The sequence below is a fragment of the Yersinia sp. 1652 StPb PI genome, assembly GCF_041538345.1.
Taxonomy (GTDB): Bacteria; Pseudomonadota; Gammaproteobacteria; order Enterobacterales; family Enterobacteriaceae; genus Yersinia; species Yersinia enterocolitica_E.
The window spans coordinates 1531150-1555734 of sequence record NZ_JAULSM010000001.1 but is presented as its reverse complement, the minus strand read 5'-3'; the positions used below and the strand labels follow the sequence as shown (position 1 = coordinate 1555734).

The following is a 24585-nucleotide window of genomic DNA, read 5'->3' as shown; positions in this document are numbered from 1 at the left end:
GCGGGATAACTCACGAGAAAATAAACAAGTTTGCTGAAAAACAAGCCAATAAGCTCATTCTCTCAGCAAACGCACATTTTTAGTGTTTTTCTACTTTGACAAACGTCACCACCCTCGCTATTATTCGCCTCGTTCACACGATTCCTCTGTAGTTCAGTCGGTAGAACGGCGGACTGTTAATCCGTATGTCACTGGTTCGAGTCCAGTCAGAGGAGCCAAATTTTTGTTTTCATGCCTCTTTGCGAATCTTTATAAGATTTAGATTCAACGAGTTAGTGTGAAAAGTCTTCCCGCTGCATTTTCATTTCCCCCTCCGCATCGGGCAAGATTGGTGGTCTGATTTGGGGTCATTTCAGTTCGATTATGGAGTGACCACCCTATGTCTGTGAACGACACTAAAATCCGCAGTCTCAAGCCTTCTGAAAAACCTTTCAAAGTTTCCGATTCCCACGGTCTACACCTTTTAGTCAATCCAAGCGGTTCACGTCTCTGGTATCTTAAATATCGTATCAACAAAAAAGAATCTCGCCTTGGCTTAGGTGCCTACCCTGATGTATCTCTGGCCGATGCCCGTCAGCAGCGTGACGGTATCCGTAAATTGCCGGCGCAGAATATCAACCCGGCGCAATAGCGCTCAGCTGAAAGAGCTATTTCCGCACCAGAAAAAACCTTCAAGTACGTGGCACTGAGTTGGCATGAAAGTAACCGGAAATGGTCAGAGAATCATGCCGCCCGTCTGCTTGCCAGCATGAACAACCATATCTTCCCGATAATTGGACACTTTCCTGTCACTGAACTGAAAACCCATCACTTTATCGACCTGCTGAAAGGCATCGAGAAAAAAGGCCTGCTGGAAGTGGCGGCACGTACTCGACAACATATGTGTAATATCATGCGTCATGCCGTGCATCAGGAACTGATAGAAAACAATCCAGCGGCAAATCTGGACGGTATCATCGCCCCTCCCGTTAAACGCCACTACCCTGCCCTTCCACTGGAGCAACTACCGGAACTGTTGACACGCATTGACGGCTACCAGCAAGGACGAGAATTAACCCGGTTGGCAGTATCGCTCACTCTGCACCTGTTTATCCGTTCCAGTGAGCTGCGTTTTGCCCGTTGGTCTGAGATCGATTTCAGAAACCGAATCTGGACCATTCCCGCCACCCGCGAAGCTATCCCCGATGTCCGCTATTCCGGGCGTGGCGCGAAAATGCGCACACCGCATATTGTGCCCCTCTCCCATCAGGCCATCACCCTTCTGAAACAGATAAAGGGAATACAGAACCCGAGCCTGCCGTCGCCCCTTTTGCTGTCACCGTTTCTTGTACCAACGTACTTGGTTTATTTGTCGCAGGAACATCTAACCCCTTCATCCCATACACTGCACCACCAATCGCCGCCGTGGTGTGCGTTATCGCTATGCCAGTATACAGTGCCGAAGCCGTCTCTACACTGACGCCCCAGTTCTTCGCTATGGTATGGATATCTTTAGCTTTCTGGGCCTGAGCATCTGCTGTCGCATACTGCCACAGCAGGCCATCAACTTTATCGGCTCCCTCTTTGTAAACGCTGGCCATGGTGCCGATGTACTGACCATCCATTTGTTAATCATAGCTTTTGCCCATCGCGGCCAGTTCTTGCCGCATTCCCCTGCACTGAGCTGATGACAGATGCTTACATGCTGCGTCTATGGCTGCATCGAATGCTTTATCTTTCGCGTCAAGGTCAGTGACCAGTTTTTCAGCCTGTACCTTCTTATCACCTTCCAGATAAGGCAGTGACCACTTCGCATCCTGACGCAGCTTCTCATCTTTAGAGGATAATGTATTATTCTCAACCGCATTTTTCCCAGCCTGTGCACCAGCCACTGCGCTATTACTGCTGTCACCTACCAACCCACCCGCCAACCCTGCTGCCAGTGTACCCAACGCGCTGACAGTTTGTTTCTGCTGTTCGGTGAGATGGTCTTTATCCCAGCCCATCGCCTTGATAATTGCGGGGGCGGCGGCCTCTGCCGTAAAGGCCGATACGGCACCGACTGTCGCATTGCCGTTAAAGTGCCCGACCACCGCACCCAACACCGCATGGGCCATCAGATTCGCACTCTGGTTCTGATCGGCGGGCAGATATTTGCTGATTTCGTGCGCCAGATACGGTGCGCTGCCGCCTGCCAACGCCTGACCAAGATTACCGCCGGTCAGCCCCTGCGTGACCGCAGTCGCGGCCTGAATAGCCCGTTGTAAATCACTGCCGGTGCCGTAACTGGCTGACGCTGTATTACGTATCTGGTTGGTAAGCTGTTCTTGTGTTGGCGTCAGATTGCCGTTCGCCGCCAACGCTTCTTTTGCTGCCTGAATCGCTTGCGGATCTTTCAGCGCTTTTTCTTCCGCTATCTTACCCTGCGTGCGCGCAATATCGCCAACCTGATTGCCTATCTCCCCGATCAAATTGATTTCACGCAGGCGATTCTGCTCTTTCTCTTTATCAAAGATAGGCGAAAGTGCATTGTTAGCGTGTTCAGCATCACGGCTCAGGTCAGCGACATTTTGTTGTTGTTTATCCGTGTCCCTGATGGTGATAGTGTCATCCGGTGGTGCCTTCCGCGTGCCCATCATTGCCCAGCCCCGACAGGACCACGCCGCCCAGTGTGCTGGTATCCAACTCAGTATTTATAAACATAGGTCACTACACCTAACCTATTTCATCAAAATAACTGGTGTAGCAATCCCAGTTTTGTCATTAATGGTATAATTTCCTCCATCCCATCTATACGCAATTATTCCACCATCATCACATAATGTCAGACTTGTGAAAGGATTACCCTCACAATCAAAGTCACTACTCACTTGCCAAATAGTCGCTCCATACATATCTAATAAATAAATATTTCGCGCACATTCAATTTTTCCGTATAGGTTCTCCATTCCTAGCCTATCAAGGAGAATTATTTTATTTCCATCAGAAAAATAGTATTCAGTTAGCACATTATTAGTCATGATTTCTCTCTTACTTTAAGGATTTCGGTATCCCAAAACTGCTAGTTGGGATCTGTTGCAAAAGTTGATACTGAACCCCACCCGCATTAGGTGCATCGAACTGAGGTTGAGCTGCAACTTTACCGACTTGCATTTTCGTTCCTGCTGGTACAAGAACATCAGCTATTTGCGTCGGAATTTTAGGTAAGGCTAAATATTTTTGGATCTGGATTGAAGTCATACCTGCAATTTCATCTGCACGGACTAAGAAACCACCTACGGGGTTATCAACCGTTGAAACACGCACAAAAGTAAGATCTGATGCTGTAGTAAATGTTCGTACTTGGGTTGCCGAATCATAAGGAGCTCCCCAACCTTTTGCTACAAACGGAGCATTGGCCTCAGTTGCACTTATAGATTTCACATCAGCTATTGAGCCAGTTGGAATCACACCTTTTGTCACAGGAACTTCAGTCTTCATCCCATACACTGCACCACCAATCGCCGCAGTGGTATGCGTTATTGCCATTCCTGTATACAGTGCGGAGGCTGTCTCGATACTGACGCCCCAGTTACTCGCTATAGTTTGGATGTCTTTGGCTTTCTGAGCTTGAGCGTCTGCTGTTGCATATTGCCACATCAGACCATCGACTTTATCCGCACCCTCTTTGTAAACACTTGCCATGGTGCCGATGTACTGGCCATCCATTTGTTCATCATAGCTTTTGCCCATCGCGGCCAGTTCTTGCCGCATTCCCCTGCACTGAGCTGATGACAGATGCTTACATGCTGCGTCTATGGCTGCATCGAATGCTTTATCTTTCGCGTCAAGGTCAGTGACCAGTTTTTCAGCCTGTACCTTCTTATCACCTTCCAGATAAGGCAGTGACCACTTCGCATCCTGACGCAGCTTCTCATCTTTAGAGGATAATGTATTATTCTCAACCGCATTTTTCCCAGCCTGTGCACCAGCCACTGCGCTATTACTGCTGTCACCTACCAACCCACCCGCCAACCCTGCTGCCAGTGTACCCAACGCGCTGACAGTTTGTTTCTGCTGTTCGGTGAGATGGTCTTTATCCCAGCCCATCGCCTTGATAATTGCGGGGGCGGCGGCCTCTGCCGTAAAGGCCGATACGGCACCGACTGTCGCATTGCCGTTAAAGTGCCCGACCACCGCACCCAACACCGCATGGGCCATCAGATTCGCACTCTGGTTCTGATCGGCGGGCAGATATTTGCTGATTTCGTGCGCCAGATACGGTGCACTGCCGCCTGCCAACGCCTGACCAAGATTACCGCCGGTCAGCCCCTGCGTGACCGCAGTCGCGGCCTGAATAGCCCGTTGTAAATCACTGCCGGTGCCGTAGGTCGCCATCGCGGTATTGCGTATCTGTTCGGTCAGCTGTTTTTCCGTTGGCGTCAGATTGCCGTTCGCCGCCAACGCTTCTTTTGCTGCCTGAATCGCTTGCGGATCTTTCAGCGCTTTTTCTTCTGCTATCTTACCCTGCGTGCGCGCAATATCGCCAACCTGATTGCCTATCTCCCCGATCAAATTGATTTCACGCAGGCGGTTTTGCTCTTTCTCTTTATCAAAGATAGGCGAAAGTGCATTGTTAGCGTGTTCAGCATCACGGCTCAGGTCAGTGACATTTTGTTGTTGTTTATCCGTGTCACGCACCGTGATAGTGCCATCGGATACTGCCGCATAGGTAGTGGAACTGGCATCACCATTATTACCGCCCGTGATGGGGATGCCCCCGCCCATATTGCTGATAAAGTCCTTGCTGCCGGTAAAGCCGCCACTGCTCAGGCCCATGCTACTGGTCGAGGTGTTAAAACTGGCCTGATTATCGAGATCCGAGAAGCCGAGCGTGCCAGTATCCAGTGTGTTTTTATCGGCAGTGGCCGTCGAGCCAATCACCGCACCGTTGAGCTGAGTGTGGTCGCCGACGGTGATATCAAAACCCCCTTTGCCAGCAAAGAACCCGGTCTGTTCCTGTACTGATGTGTAGTCTGAGTCAATTTTAGACTTACTGGCACTGACACTCCCGCTGCCGGTCATGGTGCCAAAGGTGAAGCTGCCACTGGCACTCACGCTGCTCTGTTTGCTGTCGTAGTTGTTGCGGTCTTGCTCACTTTGCAGGGTTAAATTGCGGCCAGCATCCACTTTCACCGTTTCACCGCTGACCTGCGCGCCTTGCAGCGTGGTATCACGGCCACTGCTGATACTTACCGTATTGCCCGCTTTCAACTGGCTTTCAGTATGGGTCAGGCTGTCGCCCTGTTCTTTGCCTTTACTGGCGTTCACGCCCGCAAAGATACTAATACCGGCGCCTTTCCCTGCGCCGATGCCCACCCCGATATTGCCGCCCGAACTTTTATTGCTGCCACGCAGGCTTTCACTGTTTTCAGCGCTGTTCAGCGCAATATCATTTTTGGCATCCAGACTGAGGTTTTTCCCTGCCTGCAATTCGCTGCCCTGTACGCGAATATCCCCGGCCCCGTGGTTCCCGGTGGCGGTGATGGACAGATTATTCCCGGCCGCCATGTTACTGCCGCTGGCGGTAGTCTGCTCAAGGTGACTTTCTGATTTACTTTTTTGGCTGCCCAGTGAAATGCTTACCCCTACCGCATTGGGGTCGCCGGTTTCATTGGCCAACACCGCGCCTTGTGCTGCCTGAACGCCCTGAAGGACTGCTTTGGTGGTCTGCAATGCCTGGAGACGGCCATTGGTCTCTTTTTTGGCATCCTGGGCAGTAGTGACGGCGCTGTTGATGGCACTGCCTACCGCACCTGACAGGGCGAGGGTGATGCCACTCTGTTTGCTCTCGGTGGTATGCTGTTGAGACAGGTTGTTTTCCGCCGCAGTTATCGCGACATCTGACCCTTGCAGGCTGATGTCTTTATTGGCGATCACTTCGCTGCCATGAATAGTTAACTGATTTCCCGCATCAAGAGTGACATTGCCGCCCAGACTGCCAATCGTGCTACCCACGTTGCTCAGAGTCTGCGTTTTGTCGGTGGTTTTTTGGCTGTTGCTACCCACCGTGACACCAATGCCGCCAGTGGTCATCAGGCCGGATTTTTTCTGCTCATACCGATGAGATTCGCTCTCGCTCTGTTGTGCTGTGCCGACGGTGATGTTCTCTTTAGCCCGCAGGTTAATATCGTTATCGGCCACCACATTGCTGCCGGTGACCGCGATATTGTTGCCGCTGACATCGATAGAACCTGCTGACAGCATGGAGCCGACCGCCAGTGTCTGGCTAATACTGTCTTCGGTACGAGTGGTCGTCGTCGATGCCAGCCCTTTACTCTTACCGGTATGATTGCGCTGTTGATCATGCTGTTCGGTCTGGGTGGTGAGCGTGACATCGCCGCCCGCCGCCAGCTTCAGCGCACCGTCGGTTTGTACCGTGCTGGCACTGAGGGTGATGTCTTTTGCTGCCTGTAAATTGATATCGCTTTTGGCGTTCAACTGGCTGCCGAGCAGCGTTTCATCGTAGAGATCCACTGAACTGGTATGGCGCTTGCTCGAGGATTCACCGCTGACGTGCAGGCTGTCGGTCGCCGCACTCAGGTTAATGTTTTGTGCCTGCACATCCACCGTGCCGGCGTTAATGTTAGCCCCCACCGCAGTCAGGTTGTCTACTTTAGCGGTCAGCGCACCGCCAACATTCACCTCGCTGCCCAGATGGCGGATATGCTCACTGGCCGAACTGCCATAACCATAATTCGCACTTATCTGGTCGCTGCTTTGCACGGTATTGAGGATCCAGTCGCCGCCGGTATTGACCTGAAGATCCTTGCCAACCGTCAGGCCAGCGCCTTGCAGGATAAAATCACGACCGGTATTGATAGCGGCGTTATTACTGACATTAATGCTCGCCAGCGGCCCCAGTAGGGTTTGATTGCGCAGCACAGCGCCATTGCTGCTACTGAGTTGCTCACTGCTGGTGCGCAGGATCACATCGCGCCCGCTATCGAGTTGCAGGTTAGTGGCATTTAACCGCGCGCCGGTCAGGTCAATATCGCTGTTGAGCGTACTGAGCAGCATGTTGCCACCGGCCTGAAGTAAGCCGCCATTGCTGGTCAGGGTGATATCTTTTGCCATGTCAATGTGCAGATCATTGCTGGCTTTAATCGCCCCCTGATTGGTGAAACCCTGCATATCGGTGAGTTCGATATTATTCGCGGCAATCAATGCTCCGTTGGCACGCAAGTCGCCTGGTTTCACCCCCGCCAGATACACCACCGGTACCAGCACGGTTTGCCCGGCGACTTCGCGGCTTTCCATCAACACGATATTGCGGGTCAATGCCGCCATCTGTTCCGCACTGAGGTGGCTACCAAGAGCAATATTAAATGCCTTACTGTATTCGAGTCCCGCCGCAAAGAGCTGCTCGAACTGCTCTTGAGCGCTGCGGTAATCACTGGCGACCGTTTGGCCAGTTAAGGCCAGCACCTGATCGCGCACCAGACGCTGCTCATAGGCATTATCCCCCAGCCGTTTATGGATGAAAGCAGGATCGCTATTTAACTGCTGGAGATAGTAATCCGACCCTTTCCAGTGATTCAGATTGGCAAAAGCCGGGTTGGTTTCTATCAGATAGCCGCCACTTACCGCACGATCAGGGGCGGTGAGGCCGATGCGATCCAGGTTGGCAGACGGGTTATTGATACTGCCAAGCGAGAGGTCACCTTCCGGGGCTGGCGCGTAGTGACCTTTGTCTGTACTGAGTTGATACAACCCACCGCTGGGAAGTGTCAGCGAAATACCGTTAAACTCAACAGCAATATTCTTACCGATATTGTCACGATCACTCGGTAGAGAGATTGCGCCGGAGTTTGCCCCATTGTTAATCGTCGTCCCACTGCCACTAATGGTTTTCGCCGTAAGACTGGAGGCGTATTGGTGGGTGGTGTGTTCTTTGACCTCCGGCCCCCAACCGGTACCCCACAAATTGCCTTTGTAGGTGCGGTAGCGCCACTCACCGCTGGAGGTGGTTCTTTCGATCAGCCGTTGTGCATTCCCCCAACCATCCTGGTTCAGGGTGACACCCGAAAGATCAATCTCGCCTTGCGCACTCACTTTACTCCAGAAGTTTTCCAGTGTGCCGACATGAGGCGCTAAGTTACCGCCCGCTAACAGTTGTGCTTCAGGGCTTATCTTATCGATGCCGTTTTTGGCGGTAGTCGAGGTATAGTTTGTACCAATATAATCGCTGTTCATCGAGCCGCCATGAGGTGGCTCAGCATAGCGCCCGCCGGGGATATCGGGGTTTGCTGTTGTCCAGTAGGCCGTCCCACTCACTGTACCCGCTGCCACGAAATTGCTATTGGCGGTTAAGATATGACGGCTATTGGTCAGCTTGCTGGCGTAAACCAGCAGATCTTTGCCTGATTCAATCAAACCAGAAATGTTGAGGATCTGAGCCGCCGTCTGGTAATTTCCGCTATTATCTTGCCCGCCCGCCAGAATGACCTTGCCCATCCCTAAAAGGGTGGTGGTCGGGGCGCTGTCGGTATGGGTGACGGTATCACTGTTTTCAATCACCGGTGCCAGCAAGGCCAGGGTGCCGTTTTCATCGGTGGCGCCGATCAGGGCGTTAGGGCCGGAGTTGGTGATGCGATCTCGCGCTTTAAGTGTGGCTTCAGCCGCAATAATGCTGCCACTGTTGAATAAGGTGGTGGAGTCGGTACTGAGTTTTCGACCTGCCAACAACTGCCCACCATTGGTTAAGGCACCCTGAGTGGTAAAGGTTAAATCTCGTCCAGCCTGGAGGGTGGAACCTGCCAGATTATTGAAATCACTCAGTAAACCAAGGGTCAGATCCTGACTGGCACTGACTTTACCTGCGCCGCCATCAAACTGACCAAGATTCAACGAGATATTATTCGCCGCCAGTGCGCCGCCCTGGTTATTGAGTGTTTGAGCTGCATTTGCGCCCGCAGTAATGGTCAGCGAGCCAAGGGAGATAATGTTGGCGCGTTGTGTGCTGACATCACCACTGTTGGCGATAATATTCATCTCGCGGGCTTGCGTGTGGCTGTCGGCAAGATTCACCCGACTGCCGGTTAACGTCATGGCTCCCGCCGCGAGGGTTTGACCTTGTGCGATCAAATCCTGACGGGTGGTTACCGCCAGGTTGCCCGCATCAGTCAGGCGGCCATCATTCTGTATCCCAGCACCCAACAGGCTGGTGCTGTTGCTATCAAGGCGCTGTGCCTGCACCGTCACGTTACCTTTGGATAGCAGGGTGCCCGCGCGGTTATCCAGATAACCGGCCAGATTGAGATTGAAATCAGTGATGCCGGTTTGTGCGATGACACCGCCGAGATTGGAGAGCGATTGGGCGCTAAGTGTGACCCTCTCCGCCATCAGGTTGGCCTTATCGGTACGCAGCAGGGCGGTGGTGTTGGCCGACAGTTGCGTGGCCGCTTTTACCACGGCCTCCGTTAAGGTGATATCGCCAGATTTAGCCACAAAGTTGATGGCGTTGGCCTGAGTCTGGCTGCCAGTGAGATCAAGTTGGCTCCCCGATAGCGCCAATGCACCGGCGGCCATGTTTTGCCCTTGCGCTATCAAGGTGTGCTCTGTGCTGACCGTCAAATCACCGCTGCTGGCGCGGTTGCCGTCAGATTGCAATCCCGCCCCTATCAGGGATTGATGGGTGCTAAATAAGTCATTAGCGCGCAGTTGGAGATCGCCAAATGCGGCGATTGAACCACTGTTGCCTACGCGCCCATCAGCCTGCCACTGTAGTGCGCCCTGAGTATAAATCGAGCCGCTGTTAACCGCGTCGCCGTGCGTAATGAGTTCGCTATTGCCTGCGCTATACAGGCTGCCGCTGTTATCCAGATAACCTTCTGCCCGCAGGTGGACGTTGCCATTGGCGGCGTACAGCTTGCTCTGATTGGTTAGATTACCGGTGGTTAACACCTGCATCTGGTCACCGCCACTGTACAGGGTGCCACTGTTATTGAGGTCGCCCTGCGTCGATAACCGCATATCACCGCGCGTTTGTATCACACCGCGGTTAGCCAGATTGCCCGCAGAGGCTAAAGTCAATTGCTGGTCGGTGTAGATCTCGCCCCGATTTTCGGCATTGCCGTTAACCGTAAATTGCCCGACACCGGTGGCATACAGAGTTCCGCTGTTAAACAGGCTATCGGTGTTAAATGACAAATCCCGACCTGCCAGTAGTGCGCTGCTGTTATCAGCATTAGTGTTGCTGATACTGAGCGCCGTGAGCTGCATATCCCGCCCGGCTTCCAGTTTATACTGATTAGTCAGTGCGCCACTGGTGCTAAAGACCAGATCACGCCCCGCCGTTAAACGTGCGCCAGCCTGATGAGTGAAATCACTTTGCAGGCGTATCCACAGGTCGGTCGCTGCTGCAATTTCCCCTTTGCTGCTATCCAATTTGGCGAGATTGAGCTGAATATTATCAGCATGCAATTTACCGCCACTGTTATTCAGGGTTTGTTTCGGGTTTGCTGCGGCGGTGATCGCAAGGGTTCCGGGGGTGAGTACCGTCGCGTCTTGCGTAGAAATATCGCCGTCGCGGGCCGTTATAGTGATATTGCCAGCCTGAGTTTGGCTACCGGTAAGGTCGACACGGCTGCCGGTTAGCGTCATGTCTTGTGCTGCGACGTTCTGCCCCTGAGCAATCAATGCTTGCCGCGTGGCGACATTCAGTTCTCCACTCTGAGCCAGCTTGCCATCGCTCTGCACTCCGGCACCGAGCAAGCTGTTAGCATTGCTGTTCAGCGTTTCGACTTGCAACGCGAGTTTGCCACCAGAGAGGATCTTGCCATCACGGTTATCAATATTACCCGGCAGATTCAGATTGAAATCTGTGGTCCCCGTTTGTGCTATCACGCCGCCAATATTGGAGAGCGATTGGGCGTTCAGCGTGACCCTCTCCGCAATCAGTCTGGCGCTGTCGGTACGTAACAGCGCGGCGGTCGACGCAGACAGGTTGCCACTGGCTAACAGTTCAGCGCCGGTGAGATCGATAGCGCCACCTTGTGCGGTGAGTGTCAGGTCACGGCTCTGTGTTTGGCTGCCACTCAGATCGATACTGTGCGCGTTAAGCACTTGCGCCGTCCCGCTAATATTTTTGCCTTGGGCGGTTAACATCCCGCTGGCATCAACGCGCAAGGTGCCACTGGTGATCGCGCTGTTGTCGGACTTGACACCGGCACCCAGTACCGAGTTGCGGCTACTATTGACTTCTGCCGCGCGCAGCGAGGTATCACCTGCCGCCGCGACAGTGCCGGTGTTATTCAACTTGCCTGCGGTGGTGAGCTGGGTATTGCCCTGCGCATAGAGCACACCTGCGTTCGCTATACCGGCGGCGGTATTCACCGCCAGATGTTGAGCACTGTTGATCTGGCCGTTGTTTACCAGCATGCCATCCGCCGTGATAGTGATATCGCCGGCTGACGCCCCTATTTCACCGGCATTGCGCACCCCGACACCGCTTTCAGTCCCGATCAGGCGAATTTTACCGGCGTACATGCCACCCAAATTGGCGACATCCACCGCCACGGTAGGGCGAGCGCTGCCATCGTCGGCTTTGGTGGTAATATTTTGGTGCGCGGCGTCAACCTGATTGCGTCCGGCGGTGACTTTTAGATCATTGGCCCAGATGCCGGCATTGACTTTAACCGAACGGGCAATCAGGTCGGTATGGTCCTGACGGCTGCTGTCCAGACCTTTGCCCTGAATAACAATCTCACCCCGATCCACATCGTAGCCAGTGAGTTGGCCGTTATTGAGCTGTGCCTGACCGGTGGTCAGCGTGGCGCGGTTGGCATTAATAAAGCCGCAGCCATCACAGGTAATGCCTGATGGGTTGGCGATAACCACCTGCGCTTTGCGGCCAGCGACCTCGATATAACCGTTGAGTCTGCTGGGGTCGCGGCTGTTGACTTCATTGAGAATAATACTGGCTTCACCGCGTGCCAGCGACGGGTTGCCGCTGACAAATCCGCCAAGTTGAGTCTGATTAACACCCTGGCCGTTATTGAGGATCACGCCACGATTATCGACATCAAACTGGCTGTAAACGTTACGCGAAACCCCACCGCTACTGGGTGTCTGGATATTGACCTGTGGCGTACCGTTGGCGCTGCTGATAAGGGTCGGCTGTTGGTTACCCGGCGCACTGGCATCGGCGACAATAGTGGCTTGCGCGGATAACGAGACGCAGCCCAAGGCCAGTAACAGACTAAAACTCAGCGACGATAAGGCACTGATACGGCGGTTTTGCGTATGCCCAACACCTGACGACGGCGACGAGGCGGCCCGACCGGAGGCGGCGATATCAGCCACCACCATTAATAAGCCACGCGCTTTGTTGAAAACGATACGGTACAGGTTGTTATTCATAACTCATCCCAGAGTAAAGCGTTAATCGGGCGCATCAGTATTGCCAGTTCAGGTTAAAGCCCACCGTCACCGAGTCGGTTTTGAATCCATCAGGTTTAGACAGCGGCTTGCCAGCAAACAGGTCATAACGGGTATTCAGAATATTGCCGCGCATACCGATGGCACCGCCCGCCAAATGCTGGCCCAGCAGATAAGAGGCGCTGCGTCCCCCGACCTCGCCATAGTCAACACCGACATACAGCTCATGCCCCGGTAGCGGGGTGTACCAGCCGAGATCATTGCGCACTGTCCAGCCACGGTCCGCATTCAGCGTGCGTTCGCCATCAAACCCGCGCACTGACCAGCGGCCGCCGATGGAGAATTGATCCTGTGGCGTCAGCAGCGTATTAGTGCTTTGCCGCTGGTATTGCAGGTTGTAGTGGAATTTTTGCGTCAAGACGGCAAAAGGAATATCCAGTTGCGCATTCAAGCGCAGAATTTTACTTAGGGCGGTGGCTTCCCCGACATACTCTTCCTGCGCGGGCATCGCACCAAACCAGCGGGTACCGCGCTGATAGCTGATACCGGCATCCAGTGTGGCCTGCGAAATAAAGTGGCGATGTTCCAGCCCAATACGCCAGGCAGAGGTGCGGCGGCGCTGCACTTCCACTTCGGTATCATTAATGTAGTTTTTCGACGAGCGGGTCAGCACATCGTAGGTAAAACTGGTTTTCTGGTTGGCGTTGCGGTGCAGCAGACGGCTGAGTTGCAGTGTTACATTCTCACTTTCACCCCGATAGCTGTAATCGCCATTCAGGCCCGCCACCGTCTGATGATAGTCATAGCTGCTGGCGGTAATACCTGCGGTCCAGTAACCGAACGGCAGCGAGTAATGGCCGGTCAGGTTATTGGTGCCTTTCTCGCCGCGATTTTTTATTGAACCGCCAGCCGAGACATAAAACAGGTCACTCAGGGATAAAGGGTTATCCAGAAACAGGGTTGCGCCCCCTTGATAACGGCCGGTGCTGCGGGTGCCGGAGTCATCCAGTGAGGCTGCCAGCCGCCACATTTTGCGCTGCTGCCAGTTCAGGGCGATATCGGTCTCGCCGGGGGCATCACCCGGGATCAATTCCATACTGGCTTGCACGGTGGGGACGCGCTGCAGGTTCTCCAGTCCTTGTTCGATATCACGTAAATTCAACAAGTTACCGGGGCGGGCAGGGAAAGCACTGAACAGCGTGACATGGCGGTCACTGCCCTGCGTCAGCTCAACATGGCGTATTGTGCCGGGCACCACGTGTAACGCCAGTGTGCCGCTGTTCAAATCCTGCTGCGGGGCCAGAACACGAGTGGTGACATAGCCGTGGTCGATCAGGCGGTTTTGCATCTGGCTCATCAGCAGATTAATGCCCTGGCCCCCCAAACACTGGCCTTGCGCCTGATTGGCGATGCGTTGCAGTGGCAACCAGCGGGGTAAAGGCTCTGCGCCACTGATTTTTATACGATCAATGGCAAAGCAGGGCTTTTCAACCGGAAAGACAATCCGGTCCAAAGTGGCTGCCGGTGCCGATAAGCGCACATCCGGTGTAGAGGGGGCCAGACGCTCTTCCAATGCCCGTTGCCGTTCCTGCTGATGAATACTTTGCTCAACGGGGGGGAATTCCGCACCATAACTGGATAACGGAATAATCAATACTGGCGATAATACGCCAGCTATTAATTTTAAATAGTAGGAACGCAGCACAGGGAATATCCTTATTTGCCCGGCTGGGGCAGATAAACGGCTGAATAAAATAATTCAGCGCATTATGCCCGCGAAAAAGTTATTTTCAATGCATTTCTACAATATAAAAAACACCCAATAATTAAATTATAAATACCGTAGAAAATATCGTACAAACGGGAAGTGATCGTGATAAATATCTCATTAAATGAGATTTCAATTACAGTTATAAGTCAGGGGAATAATATCGCTCTAACTTATAACAATCTTAAAAAAGGACTTAAGCCCGTATTCTCTGGCAAAGCAGCAGGGATAATCACACACCTATAATTCCAACCCCAAAATCTAATAAGTTATTTTTTACATTGTAAATAAGGATGGAAGACAAGGACCAAATCGCACACCAACTCGACCACCAACAGCAAAAGTTTCTCCTTTATTTAGGGTACGCGGAGAAGGATCAGTTGTTCCATCAACATAAAATCCATAACCGGCTCCAATCCAATAGTAGCCTCACCTTTACGCATAAGGTTTCACTTTATATGTAACACCAGAGGATGGGCTGAGATGTAAATCAGTTATTGTCTCAAGCTGCCGCCGTGGTTGGTCGTAGTGAGTAGTGGTGTCGCGGGGGGGTTGTTAAGTGTGGCACTGTGAGGTTCCTGACGTGGCAGACAAAGAACTTTACGGCCGTTTGCACATTCTGCATCTCGCAGCTGAAGAACCCGTCTTTAGCCTCGGCCTCATTGAGGAATTAAGACATCACGGTTACGATCTCAGCCAAGGTACCTTAATCCGGCGTGCACTCGTATAACGTCTGCTCCTCGCTCATAGCTGACTGTAATACTTGGTTGTGTGCTGTATGAGAAAACTGTCAGGCGATATGAGACATCAATCCCTCCTTAGGGCTGTCTTAATTCCACTGCAGGAATATGACTGTTCGGTGCTCGCTTTGGCTGTGCTCCGCCTCACTCATGTACCTACAGCGTTTCTGTTTAAACCTGCACTTGATGAAAAAAAGCATTCCTTTGCGACTTCTTCCTGCTCAGATTTTATCCATCAAATAACGATGCGCTTTGGATGCCGCGCTGGCGGCCTTGAAAATATAGCGTTTGTCGTTCTTCAGTGCTTTCAGCCAGGAAGCGATATAGCTTTCATGCTGAACCTCTCCGACAATCCCCAGATCCGCCATCAGGAACGCGCTTCCCAGTTCGGCGATCAACTCCTCAAACGCATAACCCTCACTACCAAACTTCCCTTTCATTTCACGGTTCAGCCGACTTTTTGCCCCGCTCCAGTGAACCAGCTCATGTAGGCCAGTGGCGTAGAAATTGGCGGCATCGGTAAAAAGACAACGTTCAGGTAGCCGAATTTCGTCGGTTAACGGTACGAAAAAGGCGTTCTGTCCCTTCTCAATGATGGTTGCACCACTGTTACGGAAAAGCGCTTCCGCCTGCGGTAGCGGCTCAAAGGTCTCTGCCGGGAAAACTGCTTCATCACTGAGAGGCAAACCATCAATTTGCTCAACATTAAACACGGTGAACGTCTTCAGCATCGGGATATAGTCAGTTTCTCCGTCGTCATTTTCCCTTTCCAGCATGGTATAGAAAATGGCGGTAGTACCGTGTTCTCCCTTGCGTACCTGCCCGCCTTCCGCTTTTGCCTGTTTGTAGGTCATCCAGCGCGAATCACTGAATCCTTGTTTTGAGGCACTGCACCACAACAGCATGATATTCATTCCACTGTAAGCAGCTCCAGTTGAGTAATTTGAAGGTAATCCTGACATACCCGGTACGCGCTGCCACGGACAGGACCACGGCTTAGCGCCTGCTTCAAGAGCAGAAATAATGCTGTCAGTGACGGTCTGATAAATATCGGTTTTGGATCTGGAAAATTTCGTTTTTGAGGAGCCTGACGGGTCCAGCGGGGATACGCTGGTCGCCGCTGCGGTGTTAGGGGCGCTAGTCTGGGTATGCAGGGAAATAGTCATGGTTTTTTCTCCGTCAGTGGTGTGATTTTCGTCTTCGTATCGCCTGACGGTTCGCTTTCCCGGCATCGTTCCGGCACGCAAGGGCGCAGAATGCGTGCCATTTACCCTTGCGGGACGGGTTGTGTTGGGAAACGATTAACCGGAAGTTGATACGAGGAATGAAAAGCACACAGGAGAAAAGGATCAGTCTCTACAAAGCCAGATGTAGCGCCCCTTGCTCCGCAGCGGTGAAAGGGATTTGGGATTTGGGATTTGGGATTTGGGATTTGGGGTTTGGGGTTTGGGGTTTGGGGTTTGGGGTTACACTCTTATAGCCAATTACTGATATTCCAAATTTCATTTCAACTAAAAAACAACTATGAATTGCATCAAACGCATAATCCCCCTTACCCTTTTTTAGGTGAAGAGGAATGTCATTAACTCATTAAAAAAACGAGAAAAGAAAGTATAATGCAATCATAAATTTGTCATACAGGCAATCAATAGCAATTGAATTATGACCCTAGTAAGTTTTAAAAAAGGAACTAAAGTGAATATCGAGGAGAAAAGTATTGTAAAACTGGGTCCACCTATTGGGAAAGCAGATGCTTATTTACCACTGGAGCTTATGGAGCCTAAAACGTTTGAGTTATTTTGCTGTGAGCTTATTAAAAAACGGCTGAAAAATATAGGTGGCAAGATAATAGATACTATGAAAATTGGCGTTCCCGGCCAGTCACAGTTTGGTGCCGATATTATTTCACATCGTCAACATGGCAATCAGGATTTTTATTCGCTATACGAAGTAAAACGTTTTAAAAACTTCAGAGAAAATGATTACCTTGCCACTGTTGAGCGTTTTCATGTGCATCGGGAAAAATGGCAGTTCAATGTAACTGAGTTTTATATTTTCCTCAGTGAGAAAGCCTCTGCAAAATTAATTTCCGAACACAAAGTACAAGAAGCCCGGTTAAAAAAACTGAGTATAGAGCATCGTTTACTGGATACAGAAACGATCCACGACTGGTTGAAAGATCTTGATTGTCCGGATCTACTCTACCGCTTTTGCCATGAGAGCTGGGTAGCTCTTTTTTATGGCGAGCGGGCGTTGCTTAATATCAAGAACTATGGCCTATGGGACTATCAAGAGTCTTCAGCCTGGCGAAATTATAAACAACCGTATCACAGAATTGATGGCAATATTTTCACGCTACAAAACGATCATGTACTGATAAAAGCGTTTTTACCCAGTCTGAGAGATAGCTCTCTTTCCTGCTTTATCGATCTACGTAATGGTCGCTATTCCCATGTGTTATTGACAATAAGCCAGAAAAACCTGCTAAATTCGGCTTTCGAAGGGGCTGGCAGCCCACCAGAGGCTGAAGTCAGACCGTGGATTTTGAGAGAACATCAGGGTGAAAATTATTACTGCGACATCGGCAACTGCCGTCTTCTGCTTACTCTGAATGAAGCCCAGGCGCTCTGTGATGCATTTGACGTATTGTGGCACAGTTATAAACAGTGTATGGAAGAAATTGACCGAATTTGCCGTACCGAAGGTTTTTCGGGTAGTACGCCGCTCGGCGATAATATTCAGCTAATCAATATCCCTTTATGGTTATGGAATCGTATTAACGTTTTTTGTCAGCGTCATGATTATCTGGATACCGAAGGAGAATGGTCGATATTTAACGCCGCGCATGAACATATTATGGTATTTAATCGTCATAAAGATGAAGTGATGAACGAGGGACATCACGTTACCTTACAGGCCAGGCGCGATCCTGATTTTAACAGCGTTAATAATCAGAGTGTGGCGTTAATCTGGCAGCCTCCCGGCCGATTCGATCGCCATAATAAGGAAGAGGACGCCATCGGGCCACGTAATTACTGGGATGCACTAACGACATACCACTGGTTGGTGGAAAAGCTGATACCGGAGGCGGATAGTTGGTATTGCGCTAATTTCTGTCCTCCGCGCCGGGGCTGGCAACGACTACCTTTTCTAGCCCCCGCCATACTGCCTATACGCCCCATGATATCTATTCGCGCTACCGGCCCGAAAATAATATCTCGGTTAAACAGGTCAACAGCAAACAGGGTCTGCTGGCGCTGCTGAATGAACTACAATATTTTTATCATAGCTATACTCATCGGGTATGTTTTAAGGTGGCAGAGTTTGAGCAACTCTGCGATGCCTTCCTCTTTTTGTTGAACGAAACTACCGTCAGTTACTGGGACTATATTCGCGGCAGTGTCGGGGCTTCGCAGGACAACCGCCAGTCAGTAGTAGAGGCACTGCAAAAGTATCGGATGGAAAGTAAGAATAATGTTAAAAACCTGTCGCTATATGACTATCTTTTCCGCGGTATAATGGCGCTATTTCGTGATGGCGACTGTCATATCAATGAGGTGGAAGCGCTGAAGGTTGCGATGCTGCTGAGCCCCTTTGCGGATAAGATGTCGGAAGTGCGTTTTTTGCGACGCTGTCAGAAGCGGTTGTGAGGGGGATTGCCAATGTTGCTTTTACGACAGCCACTCTATCTGACCGGTTTAATATTCAGCTGCAAGATAGTTTTCTGGATACTATCTCTCTGTTTTATTGGCAAACTATCCGTAAAATAAGTCCCAAGAACAGTAAGAATAGTGCGTCAGCACAGCATTCAATATATGAAGGTGGAATTTGTCTGATATAAATCTGAACGGTCCTGCAAACGGCGGTGGCGCAGCAACCAGCAGCGGTATTTTATTTCAGCAACAGTTGGGGGCTCACTTTGCTGCTCAGATCCTTTCAGATAGCAGACTGGATGCACGTTTAGGGCTGGGCAACGCTTCTTCTGTTTGGTTGCGCTTTGAAACGGAAGCGCCCGTTGACGATATACTGGTAGCGACATCCGCAGGTGGCTTTATCGCCATCCAGGCTAAAACAACCGTTTCGCTTTCAGATGATGAAAGAAATCCTTTTTACCGGACCATAGAACAGTTTGTCCGACACTGGCTAACATGCCGAGATGGTAATGGTTCTCTGGAGTGGAATCGACCTCTCGATTCGGATAAAGACCGTCTGGTTTTAGCCGTAAGTTCCAGAGCTCCGACTTCAATTCGAAATGATCTTCCTGCTGCCTTGTCCCTTTTATCTCAGCACGGCTGCAGAGCTGTAAATCAAAGCCAAGAAAAGGCATATGACATTTTTGACCGCTGCATTTCCACAGCCTGGAATAGCATAACCTCGGATCCCCTACCACTTCACCTTGTTTCTGAACTTTGCCGCCTGGTTGTTGTTTTGGTTGTTGATGTTGAAAACATGGCTTCACCGGCCTATTCACAGCTTACTCAGAGCCTTGTTAAAGATGCAGACGCAACGACTGCATTAAGTGTTCTTGTCGAAATTTGCGGGAAAATGATGTCACGTAGGGGGGCGGCGATCTGTCAATATTTCGCAACGAGCTTACAGGAAAAGGGATTGAGCTCGCAGCACCACCTCGATACAAGGATGATATTGCTCGACTTCAACATCATTCTCAGGAAATTGCAGATTCTCTTAATCGATATGAGGCGATTGAAAGTCTGGCAGGTCAACCGGTTACCCTCCGCAGGGAATGTCAGAGCGAAGTTGAACAAGCCGTACAGTCAGGTTCATTACTGATTATCGGAGAACCGGGAGCCGGTAAAAGCGGAGTGCTTAATGCACTGTCCCGCAACCTGCGCAATCGGGGAAATGATGTCTTGGAACTGGCTGTTGACCGATATTCCGTGGAGTCGCTTGAAGGTCTGAGCCGTGAGCTCAGGCTTGAACATAGTTTTACCGACGTGCTTGAGGCGTGGGATGGCCCATCTCAGGGCTGGCTAATTATAGATGCGCTGGATGCCACCAGAGGGGGCAAGGGAGAAGCCGTTTTCCAACCTCTGATTGAACAGGTTCTAGCTTGGGATGGCCGCTGGCGAGTGGTTGCTTCAATACGTAGCTTTGATCTGCGCATGGGGGTAAAACTTCGTGACTTGTTTAAAGGCCAGCCTCCCATTGCTGACCGTGCTGATGATATGTTTTCTTCAGTTCGCCACATTGTTATTCCGCGCTGGTCGGACAATGAATTCAACCAGTTATTGGAACTATCTACTGCGCTGGCCACTGCTCTTGACGGTGCCTCAGCAAGGCTTAAAGACCTTGCTAAAGTACCATTTAACACCAGACTGCTGGCCGAACTGATTTCACAAAATATGGATATCAGCCTGACTGCTATTTCGTCCCAAACAGAATTGTTAAAACTGTACTGGCAACATCGCGTCGAGGAGCATGGACTTAATGCGACCCGAAATATCAAGACACTGGTGGACGCCATGATCGATGCACGTTCACTTAGTGTGTCATCCCTACTTGCGGGTACGGATCCAGACATGATCGATACACTCTGCCGCGAAGGGGTATTGGTTCGGGAACAAAATGACCGTCGAATACAGTTTCGCCATCACCTTTTATTTGACTTCGCTGCGGCACAAATATCATTCGATCCGGATGCGCTAATTACAGGGACATTACGTTTCCAGAAACAGCAAGCTCAGGGGTTGATGCTATCCCCCGCACTCGGCTTTGTTCTTCAGGAAATATGGAGTTATGACGATAACCATCACAGTTTCTGGCAGGCGGTGAATAATCTGGTCAATGACAACGATGGCGATCCAATAATTCGAAGTTCGGCGGGTCGGATTGCGGCGGAGTATCCTGTTGCAGAAAATGACCTGCTCTGGCTTGCTGAACGTGTGACTGCCGGTGATGAGAAAGTGATAAGCACTTTCGGTCATATTTGCGGTGCGCTTGCAATACGATTTGAGGATGAACAAGAGGTTGTAGCTCTTCCGTGGGTACATCTGGTAGCAGCGCTGACGCCCCAGGTGCATAAGGTCTCAGAAACGTTATGTTTTCTGTTGCACCCGCTTATCAAGCGTGTTACCGAGAAACCCTTATGTAATATGCTGGGTACAGCCAGCCGCGCAGTACTTTCCTATGCCCTTACGCTGAGTAAGCCAGATTATTTTGTCAGGAGCGCTATTCTTCTCGTTATAGATACTTTCAACACTAATGTTCAGGCTTCCCGTCAATTACTGGAACAGATTATTAGTTCGGAACGTCTCCAGGCTTTTGGTTCAGAAGAGATTCCCGTACTCTGTTACAACATCAAGAAAATCGGAGTTCTTGCACCTGAGTTTGTAGTCAAAGTATTCGAGTTTGTCTATAGCTATGACGTCACAGAAGAACGGGAAACAAAGCTGGGAAACAGCCGAATTCTGCCTCTGAGATCAAATGCCCGACAGGATTATGAATCAGCTCGCTATTCACTCGGTGAGTATTTCCCTCATTTTATCGAGCAATATCCTGGTCTGGCTGTGGACGCCGCAATAAGCGCAATAAACGGGTACGTTTCCCGACGACATCCCTTAGATGATACGCCTGTGATGCATGTGTCCATTTCAGGGCATGATATTTATCTTAAGGCCGATCGCAGCCATATCTGGGCACACGATCCTGATGGCAAACACGCTCATGACGGTGAAGTACTGGTTAAAAAATTATTCCAGCGCCTGCAAAACTCGCCTGAACCTGACGCGCTCGCAAAATTTATCAGTGAAAAAGCTTCGCTTGCAATATTCTGGGCCAGACTCTTTCTGGCGGCAAATAAACGCAACGATGGCCTGATTGATTTTCTCTGGCCTATTGCTGCACAAGAAGCGTTTATTCAAAATGCCGATACCTGTAAAGACGCTATCGATCTGGTCGCTATGGGAATTATGCGTCGTTCAGAACATGAGCTTGAAGAACTGGAACATTCCGCATTTGAGTATGACTTCTCTGATTATTACTCCCCAGAGGAAGCAAAGAACAGTCTGTTGTACCGCCTTTTCAGAACAATTGGTTCAGAGAATCTTCATACTGAACTAGCCAGGGATTTCTGAAGAACGCCTCACGGGATAATAAAATATCTGGTAATAATAGGCTTTTCAGCATTTCCCCCGTTAGAGTCAGCACCGATATACCTTACGATTTTATTGATGGTCTGGATCGGAACGAACCAGACAACGCCACTCTTATCAATGCAGTCGAAACCGCTAAAACTGCCTTGGGGCTAACAACGAATAATACGCTTTCGTCCGAATTATCGCTGCAGGATGTTTTTAGCATTCTCGAACCGCTTCATAAACAACTCAATCTGGAAAATGCTCATTCATATGTACGTACAACCGCAGAGGATTTCATTGTACGGGCCTGCGTCGCCGTTGTTGAACAGAAATTACTTCCTTCTCCTGTAAATGACAATCGGACTGATAGGCCTACATCTTATTTTTTAGATTTAATACATCTCGCTTCCTGTGCAACTGCCCCGATCTTGAATGAAGATACAGAAAAGAACTTTGAAGATAATGTTAGCTGGGGCTCTCCTGCACCTAGGATCGATGCTGCACAGATTTTGCTCGATGTTATTCCATTACGTCCCGACCTGTATGAGCGGTTGAAACCAGATATTGAAAAAATGTTAATTGACCCTCATCCAGCCGTTCGACTACAGGCATCAGTACGCCTGCTACGGTTGTGGGATGTTGATCGGGATAGTATGTGGCGCCACTTGAGTGAACGGTTGGAGCAGGAAACCAATACCGGCGTAATAGCACATATAGTTGGGGATGGAGTCAGAAACCTGTTATATACCGATCCTCAGCGTACTTTCTGCCTTATTCAGAAATTGTTAGGGCGTTTTAATGGAGACCCTGAACGTCAGAAACGTATTCGTAGTTTTGTTTGCAGCGATCTTGCGATTCTCTGGGGAGTCCTTGAAGTCAGAGAGGCATACAATATTCTTCAGTGCTGGATTACTGACCCCGCCGTTTATAATGATGAACTTATTCAAGTCCTATTTACATTAAGGGATGGATTCGCTCTTGGCATTGTCGGACAAAGTAAAGAGTCAGATACCGAACTCAGGCAACGGGCGCTGGACATGGCCTATAGCATTATTGATGCTGCTGGTAAAAAACTGGAAGAATACTCTCCCCGTACTGACCTTACAGAGGCCGAACAGAAAAATAAAACACTGCTTTGCAATTATAGACAGAGCATGTCTACAACTTCGTTTCGTTTGTGAAGGGAAGCATAATTCTGATAAGGCATCATTAGAATATGAAGAACTTAAGCAATTTCTGAACGAAACTGAATTGCACATGCGCCGTATTGGTGATTGCAGCTCGCCACATACTGTTTATTATCTTCTGGAGTTGCTTGAAACGCTTGTTCCTGTCGACCCTGCCAAGTGTTTTGACCTGATGGCTCATGCGTTAAGTCATGCAGAAAAATCCGGTTTCCAGAACGAAACGCTGGGAATGGAACAATTAGTAAAAATGATGGGCGTGTTTCTTGCCGATTATAAAACCATCTTTGAAGATGAGAACAGACGAGCTCGTTTGATAGATAGTCTGGATATTTTTCTGGCCGCGGGTTGGCCCGCAGCCAGACGCCTGCTTTACCGTCTGCCGGAGTTAATTCAGTGAACGAACAACTGTTGCGTAATCAGTTTCGCGGTGATTCATCCAAATTGATTGAGGATCTTAAGCGCTTTCTTGAAGATGCAGAGATTAATCCCTATTCAAAAGATAGCGCAAATACGCTGCACGAGCATAATACGCGTATCTTTTTTTCGATCGTTTACTGGAAATTATAGGCTGGCATTTGGGATGCCGGTGGTAATGTTGCAGAAGAAGCCAGAATAAAAGCAGATACAACACGTTTTATGGATTACGTCGGTCTAAATCTGGACACTAAAGCACCTTTAATTATCCAAGAGGTATATAGTTTTCATATTGAACCTCACCGATGATCCCCAAATCCGCCATCCGCAACGCACTTCCCAGCTCACGTTCAACTCTTCAAATGCATTCCCTTCACTGGCAAACTTCCCTTTCATTTCACGGGTTTAGTTTTTTTTGACCGCTCCAGTGAACTGGCTCATGCAGGGCTGTAGTGCCGTGTTCCCCCTGCGCACCTGTCCACCTTCCACCCTCGCCTGTTTGTAGGTCATCCAGCGTGAATCACTGAAACCCTGTTTTGATGCATTGCACCACAGCAACATGATATTCATTCCGCTGTAGGCTACGCCGGTGGCGTAATTGGATGGCAGACCAGACATGCCGGATACACGCTGCCACGGGCAGGACCAGGGTTTCACACCGGATTCCAGCGCTGCAATAATGTTGTCGGTAACGGTCTGATAAATATCCGTTCTGGTTTTAGAAAATTTCGTTTTTGAGGAGCCTGACGGGTCCAGCGGGTATACGCTGGTCGCCGCTGCGGTGTTAGGGGCGCTAGTATAGGTATGCAGGGAAATAGTCATGTTTTTTCTCCGTCAGTGGTGTGATTTTCATCTTCGTCTCGCCTGACGGTTCGCTTTCCCGGCATCGTTCCGGCCTGCAAGGGCGCAGAATGCGTGCCATTTACCCTTGCGGGACGGGTTGTGTTGGGAAACGATTAACCGGAAGTTGATACGAAACG

The 24585-nt window shown here is 50.3% G+C and carries 10 protein-coding genes, 1 tRNA gene and 5 pseudogenes; 9 read left to right on the top strand and 7 right to left on the bottom strand.

Annotation, left to right across the window (positions count from 1 at the left end):
- Positions 1 to 142: 142 nt before the first annotated feature.
- Positions 143 to 218 (top strand) — tRNA-Asn (locus Q2T71_RS07010).
- Positions 219 to 379: 161 nt separating this feature from the next.
- Positions 380 to 1282, top strand: a pseudogene (locus Q2T71_RS07005) (tyrosine-type recombinase/integrase); the annotation flags it as partial.
- 325 nt (positions 1283 to 1607) lie between these two features.
- On the opposite strand, the pseudogene Q2T71_RS07000 reads toward Q2T71_RS07005, so the two are convergent.
- From Q2T71_RS07000 to Q2T71_RS06980, 5 genes and pseudogenes are all read right to left on the bottom strand, one after another.
- Positions 1608 to 1754, bottom strand: a pseudogene (locus Q2T71_RS07000) (DUF6862 domain-containing protein); the annotation flags it as partial.
- 57 nt (positions 1755 to 1811) lie between these two features.
- Positions 1812 to 2655, bottom strand: a pseudogene (locus tag Q2T71_RS06995) (VENN motif pre-toxin domain-containing protein); the annotation flags it as partial.
- Between the two features lie 44 nt (positions 2656 to 2699).
- Positions 2700 to 2999 carry a hypothetical protein gene (locus tag Q2T71_RS06990; RefSeq protein ID WP_372558551.1) on the bottom strand — a complete coding sequence of 100 codons (300 nt, stop codon included), beginning with the start codon at positions 2997 to 2999 and terminating at the stop codon, positions 2700 to 2702.
- 10 nt (positions 3000 to 3009) lie between these two features.
- Entirely contained in the window at positions 3010 to 12381 is a 9372-nt protein-coding gene (locus Q2T71_RS06985) for a hemagglutinin repeat-containing protein (RefSeq protein ID WP_372558550.1), read from the bottom strand.
- A 34-nt stretch (positions 12382 to 12415) separates the two neighbouring features.
- Positions 12416 to 14104 (bottom strand): ShlB/FhaC/HecB family hemolysin secretion/activation protein, encoded by a 1689-nt coding sequence (locus Q2T71_RS06980; protein ID WP_372558549.1) that lies wholly within the window; start codon positions 14102 to 14104, stop codon positions 12416 to 12418.
- A gap of 646 nt (positions 14105 to 14750) precedes the next feature.
- Between Q2T71_RS06980 and Q2T71_RS06975 the strand changes: the two are divergent.
- Positions 14751 to 14876 (top strand): annotated as a pseudogene (locus Q2T71_RS06975) (PadR family transcriptional regulator); the annotation flags it as partial.
- A gap of 252 nt (positions 14877 to 15128) precedes the next feature.
- On the opposite strand, the gene Q2T71_RS06970 reads toward Q2T71_RS06975, so the two are convergent.
- The gene (locus Q2T71_RS06970; RefSeq protein WP_372558548.1) at positions 15129 to 16073 is read right to left on the bottom strand and encodes an ArdC family protein; all 945 of its coding nucleotides are present in this window, start codon (positions 16071 to 16073) and stop codon (positions 15129 to 15131) included.
- Positions 16074 to 16569: 496 nt separating this feature from the next.
- On the opposite strand from Q2T71_RS06970, the gene Q2T71_RS06965 reads away from it, so the two are divergent.
- The 6 genes from Q2T71_RS06965 (at position 16570) to Q2T71_RS06940 (ending at position 23588) form a co-directional block, all read left to right on the top strand.
- Positions 16570 to 18171, top strand: coding sequence for a hypothetical protein (locus tag Q2T71_RS06965; protein ID WP_372558547.1), 1602 nt, complete (start codon positions 16570 to 16572; stop codon positions 18169 to 18171).
- 50 nt (positions 18172 to 18221) lie between these two features.
- A complete protein-coding gene (locus Q2T71_RS06960) occupies positions 18222 to 18557 on the top strand; it encodes a hypothetical protein (RefSeq protein WP_372558546.1) in 336 nt (111 codons plus the stop codon).
- Positions 18558 to 18735: 178 nt separating this feature from the next.
- Positions 18736 to 19698 carry a hypothetical protein gene (locus tag Q2T71_RS06955; protein WP_372558545.1) on the top strand — a complete coding sequence of 321 codons (963 nt, stop codon included), beginning with the start codon at positions 18736 to 18738 and terminating at the stop codon, positions 19696 to 19698.
- Positions 19699 to 19730: 32 nt separating this feature from the next.
- Positions 19731 to 22001 (top strand): hypothetical protein, encoded by a 2271-nt coding sequence (locus Q2T71_RS06950; protein ID WP_372558544.1) that lies wholly within the window; start codon positions 19731 to 19733, stop codon positions 21999 to 22001.
- A gap of 164 nt (positions 22002 to 22165) precedes the next feature.
- Positions 22166 to 23185, top strand: coding sequence for a hypothetical protein (locus Q2T71_RS06945; protein WP_372558543.1), 1020 nt, complete (start codon positions 22166 to 22168; stop codon positions 23183 to 23185).
- A 76-nt stretch (positions 23186 to 23261) separates the two neighbouring features.
- The gene (locus Q2T71_RS06940; protein WP_372558542.1) at positions 23262 to 23588 is read left to right on the top strand and encodes a hypothetical protein; all 327 of its coding nucleotides are present in this window, start codon (positions 23262 to 23264) and stop codon (positions 23586 to 23588) included.
- A 294-nt stretch (positions 23589 to 23882) separates the two neighbouring features.
- Here the strand turns inward: Q2T71_RS06940 and Q2T71_RS06935 are convergent.
- Positions 23883 to 24427: pseudogene (locus Q2T71_RS06935) on the bottom strand (ArdC-like ssDNA-binding domain-containing protein); the annotation flags it as partial.
- Between the last annotated feature and the right edge of the window lie 158 nt (positions 24428 to 24585).

Excerpts from the sequence above, each read along its gene's own strand:
- Q2T71_RS06970 (WP_372558548.1), bottom strand. The coding sequence starts at position 16,073 with ATGACTATTTCCCTGCATACCCAGACTAGCGCCCCTAACACCGCAGCG.
- Q2T71_RS06965 (WP_372558547.1), top strand. The coding sequence starts at position 16,570 with ATGACCCTAGTAAGTTTTAAAAAAGGAACTAAAGTGAATATCGAGGAG.
- Q2T71_RS06985 (WP_372558550.1), bottom strand. The coding sequence starts at position 12,381 with ATGAATAACAACCTGTACCGTATCGTTTTCAACAAAGCGCGTGGCTTA.
- Q2T71_RS06990 (WP_372558551.1), bottom strand. The coding sequence starts at position 2,999 with ATGACTAATAATGTGCTAACTGAATACTATTTTTCTGATGGAAATAAA.
- Q2T71_RS06940 (WP_372558542.1), top strand. The coding sequence starts at position 23,262 with ATGCGCCGTATTGGTGATTGCAGCTCGCCACATACTGTTTATTATCTT.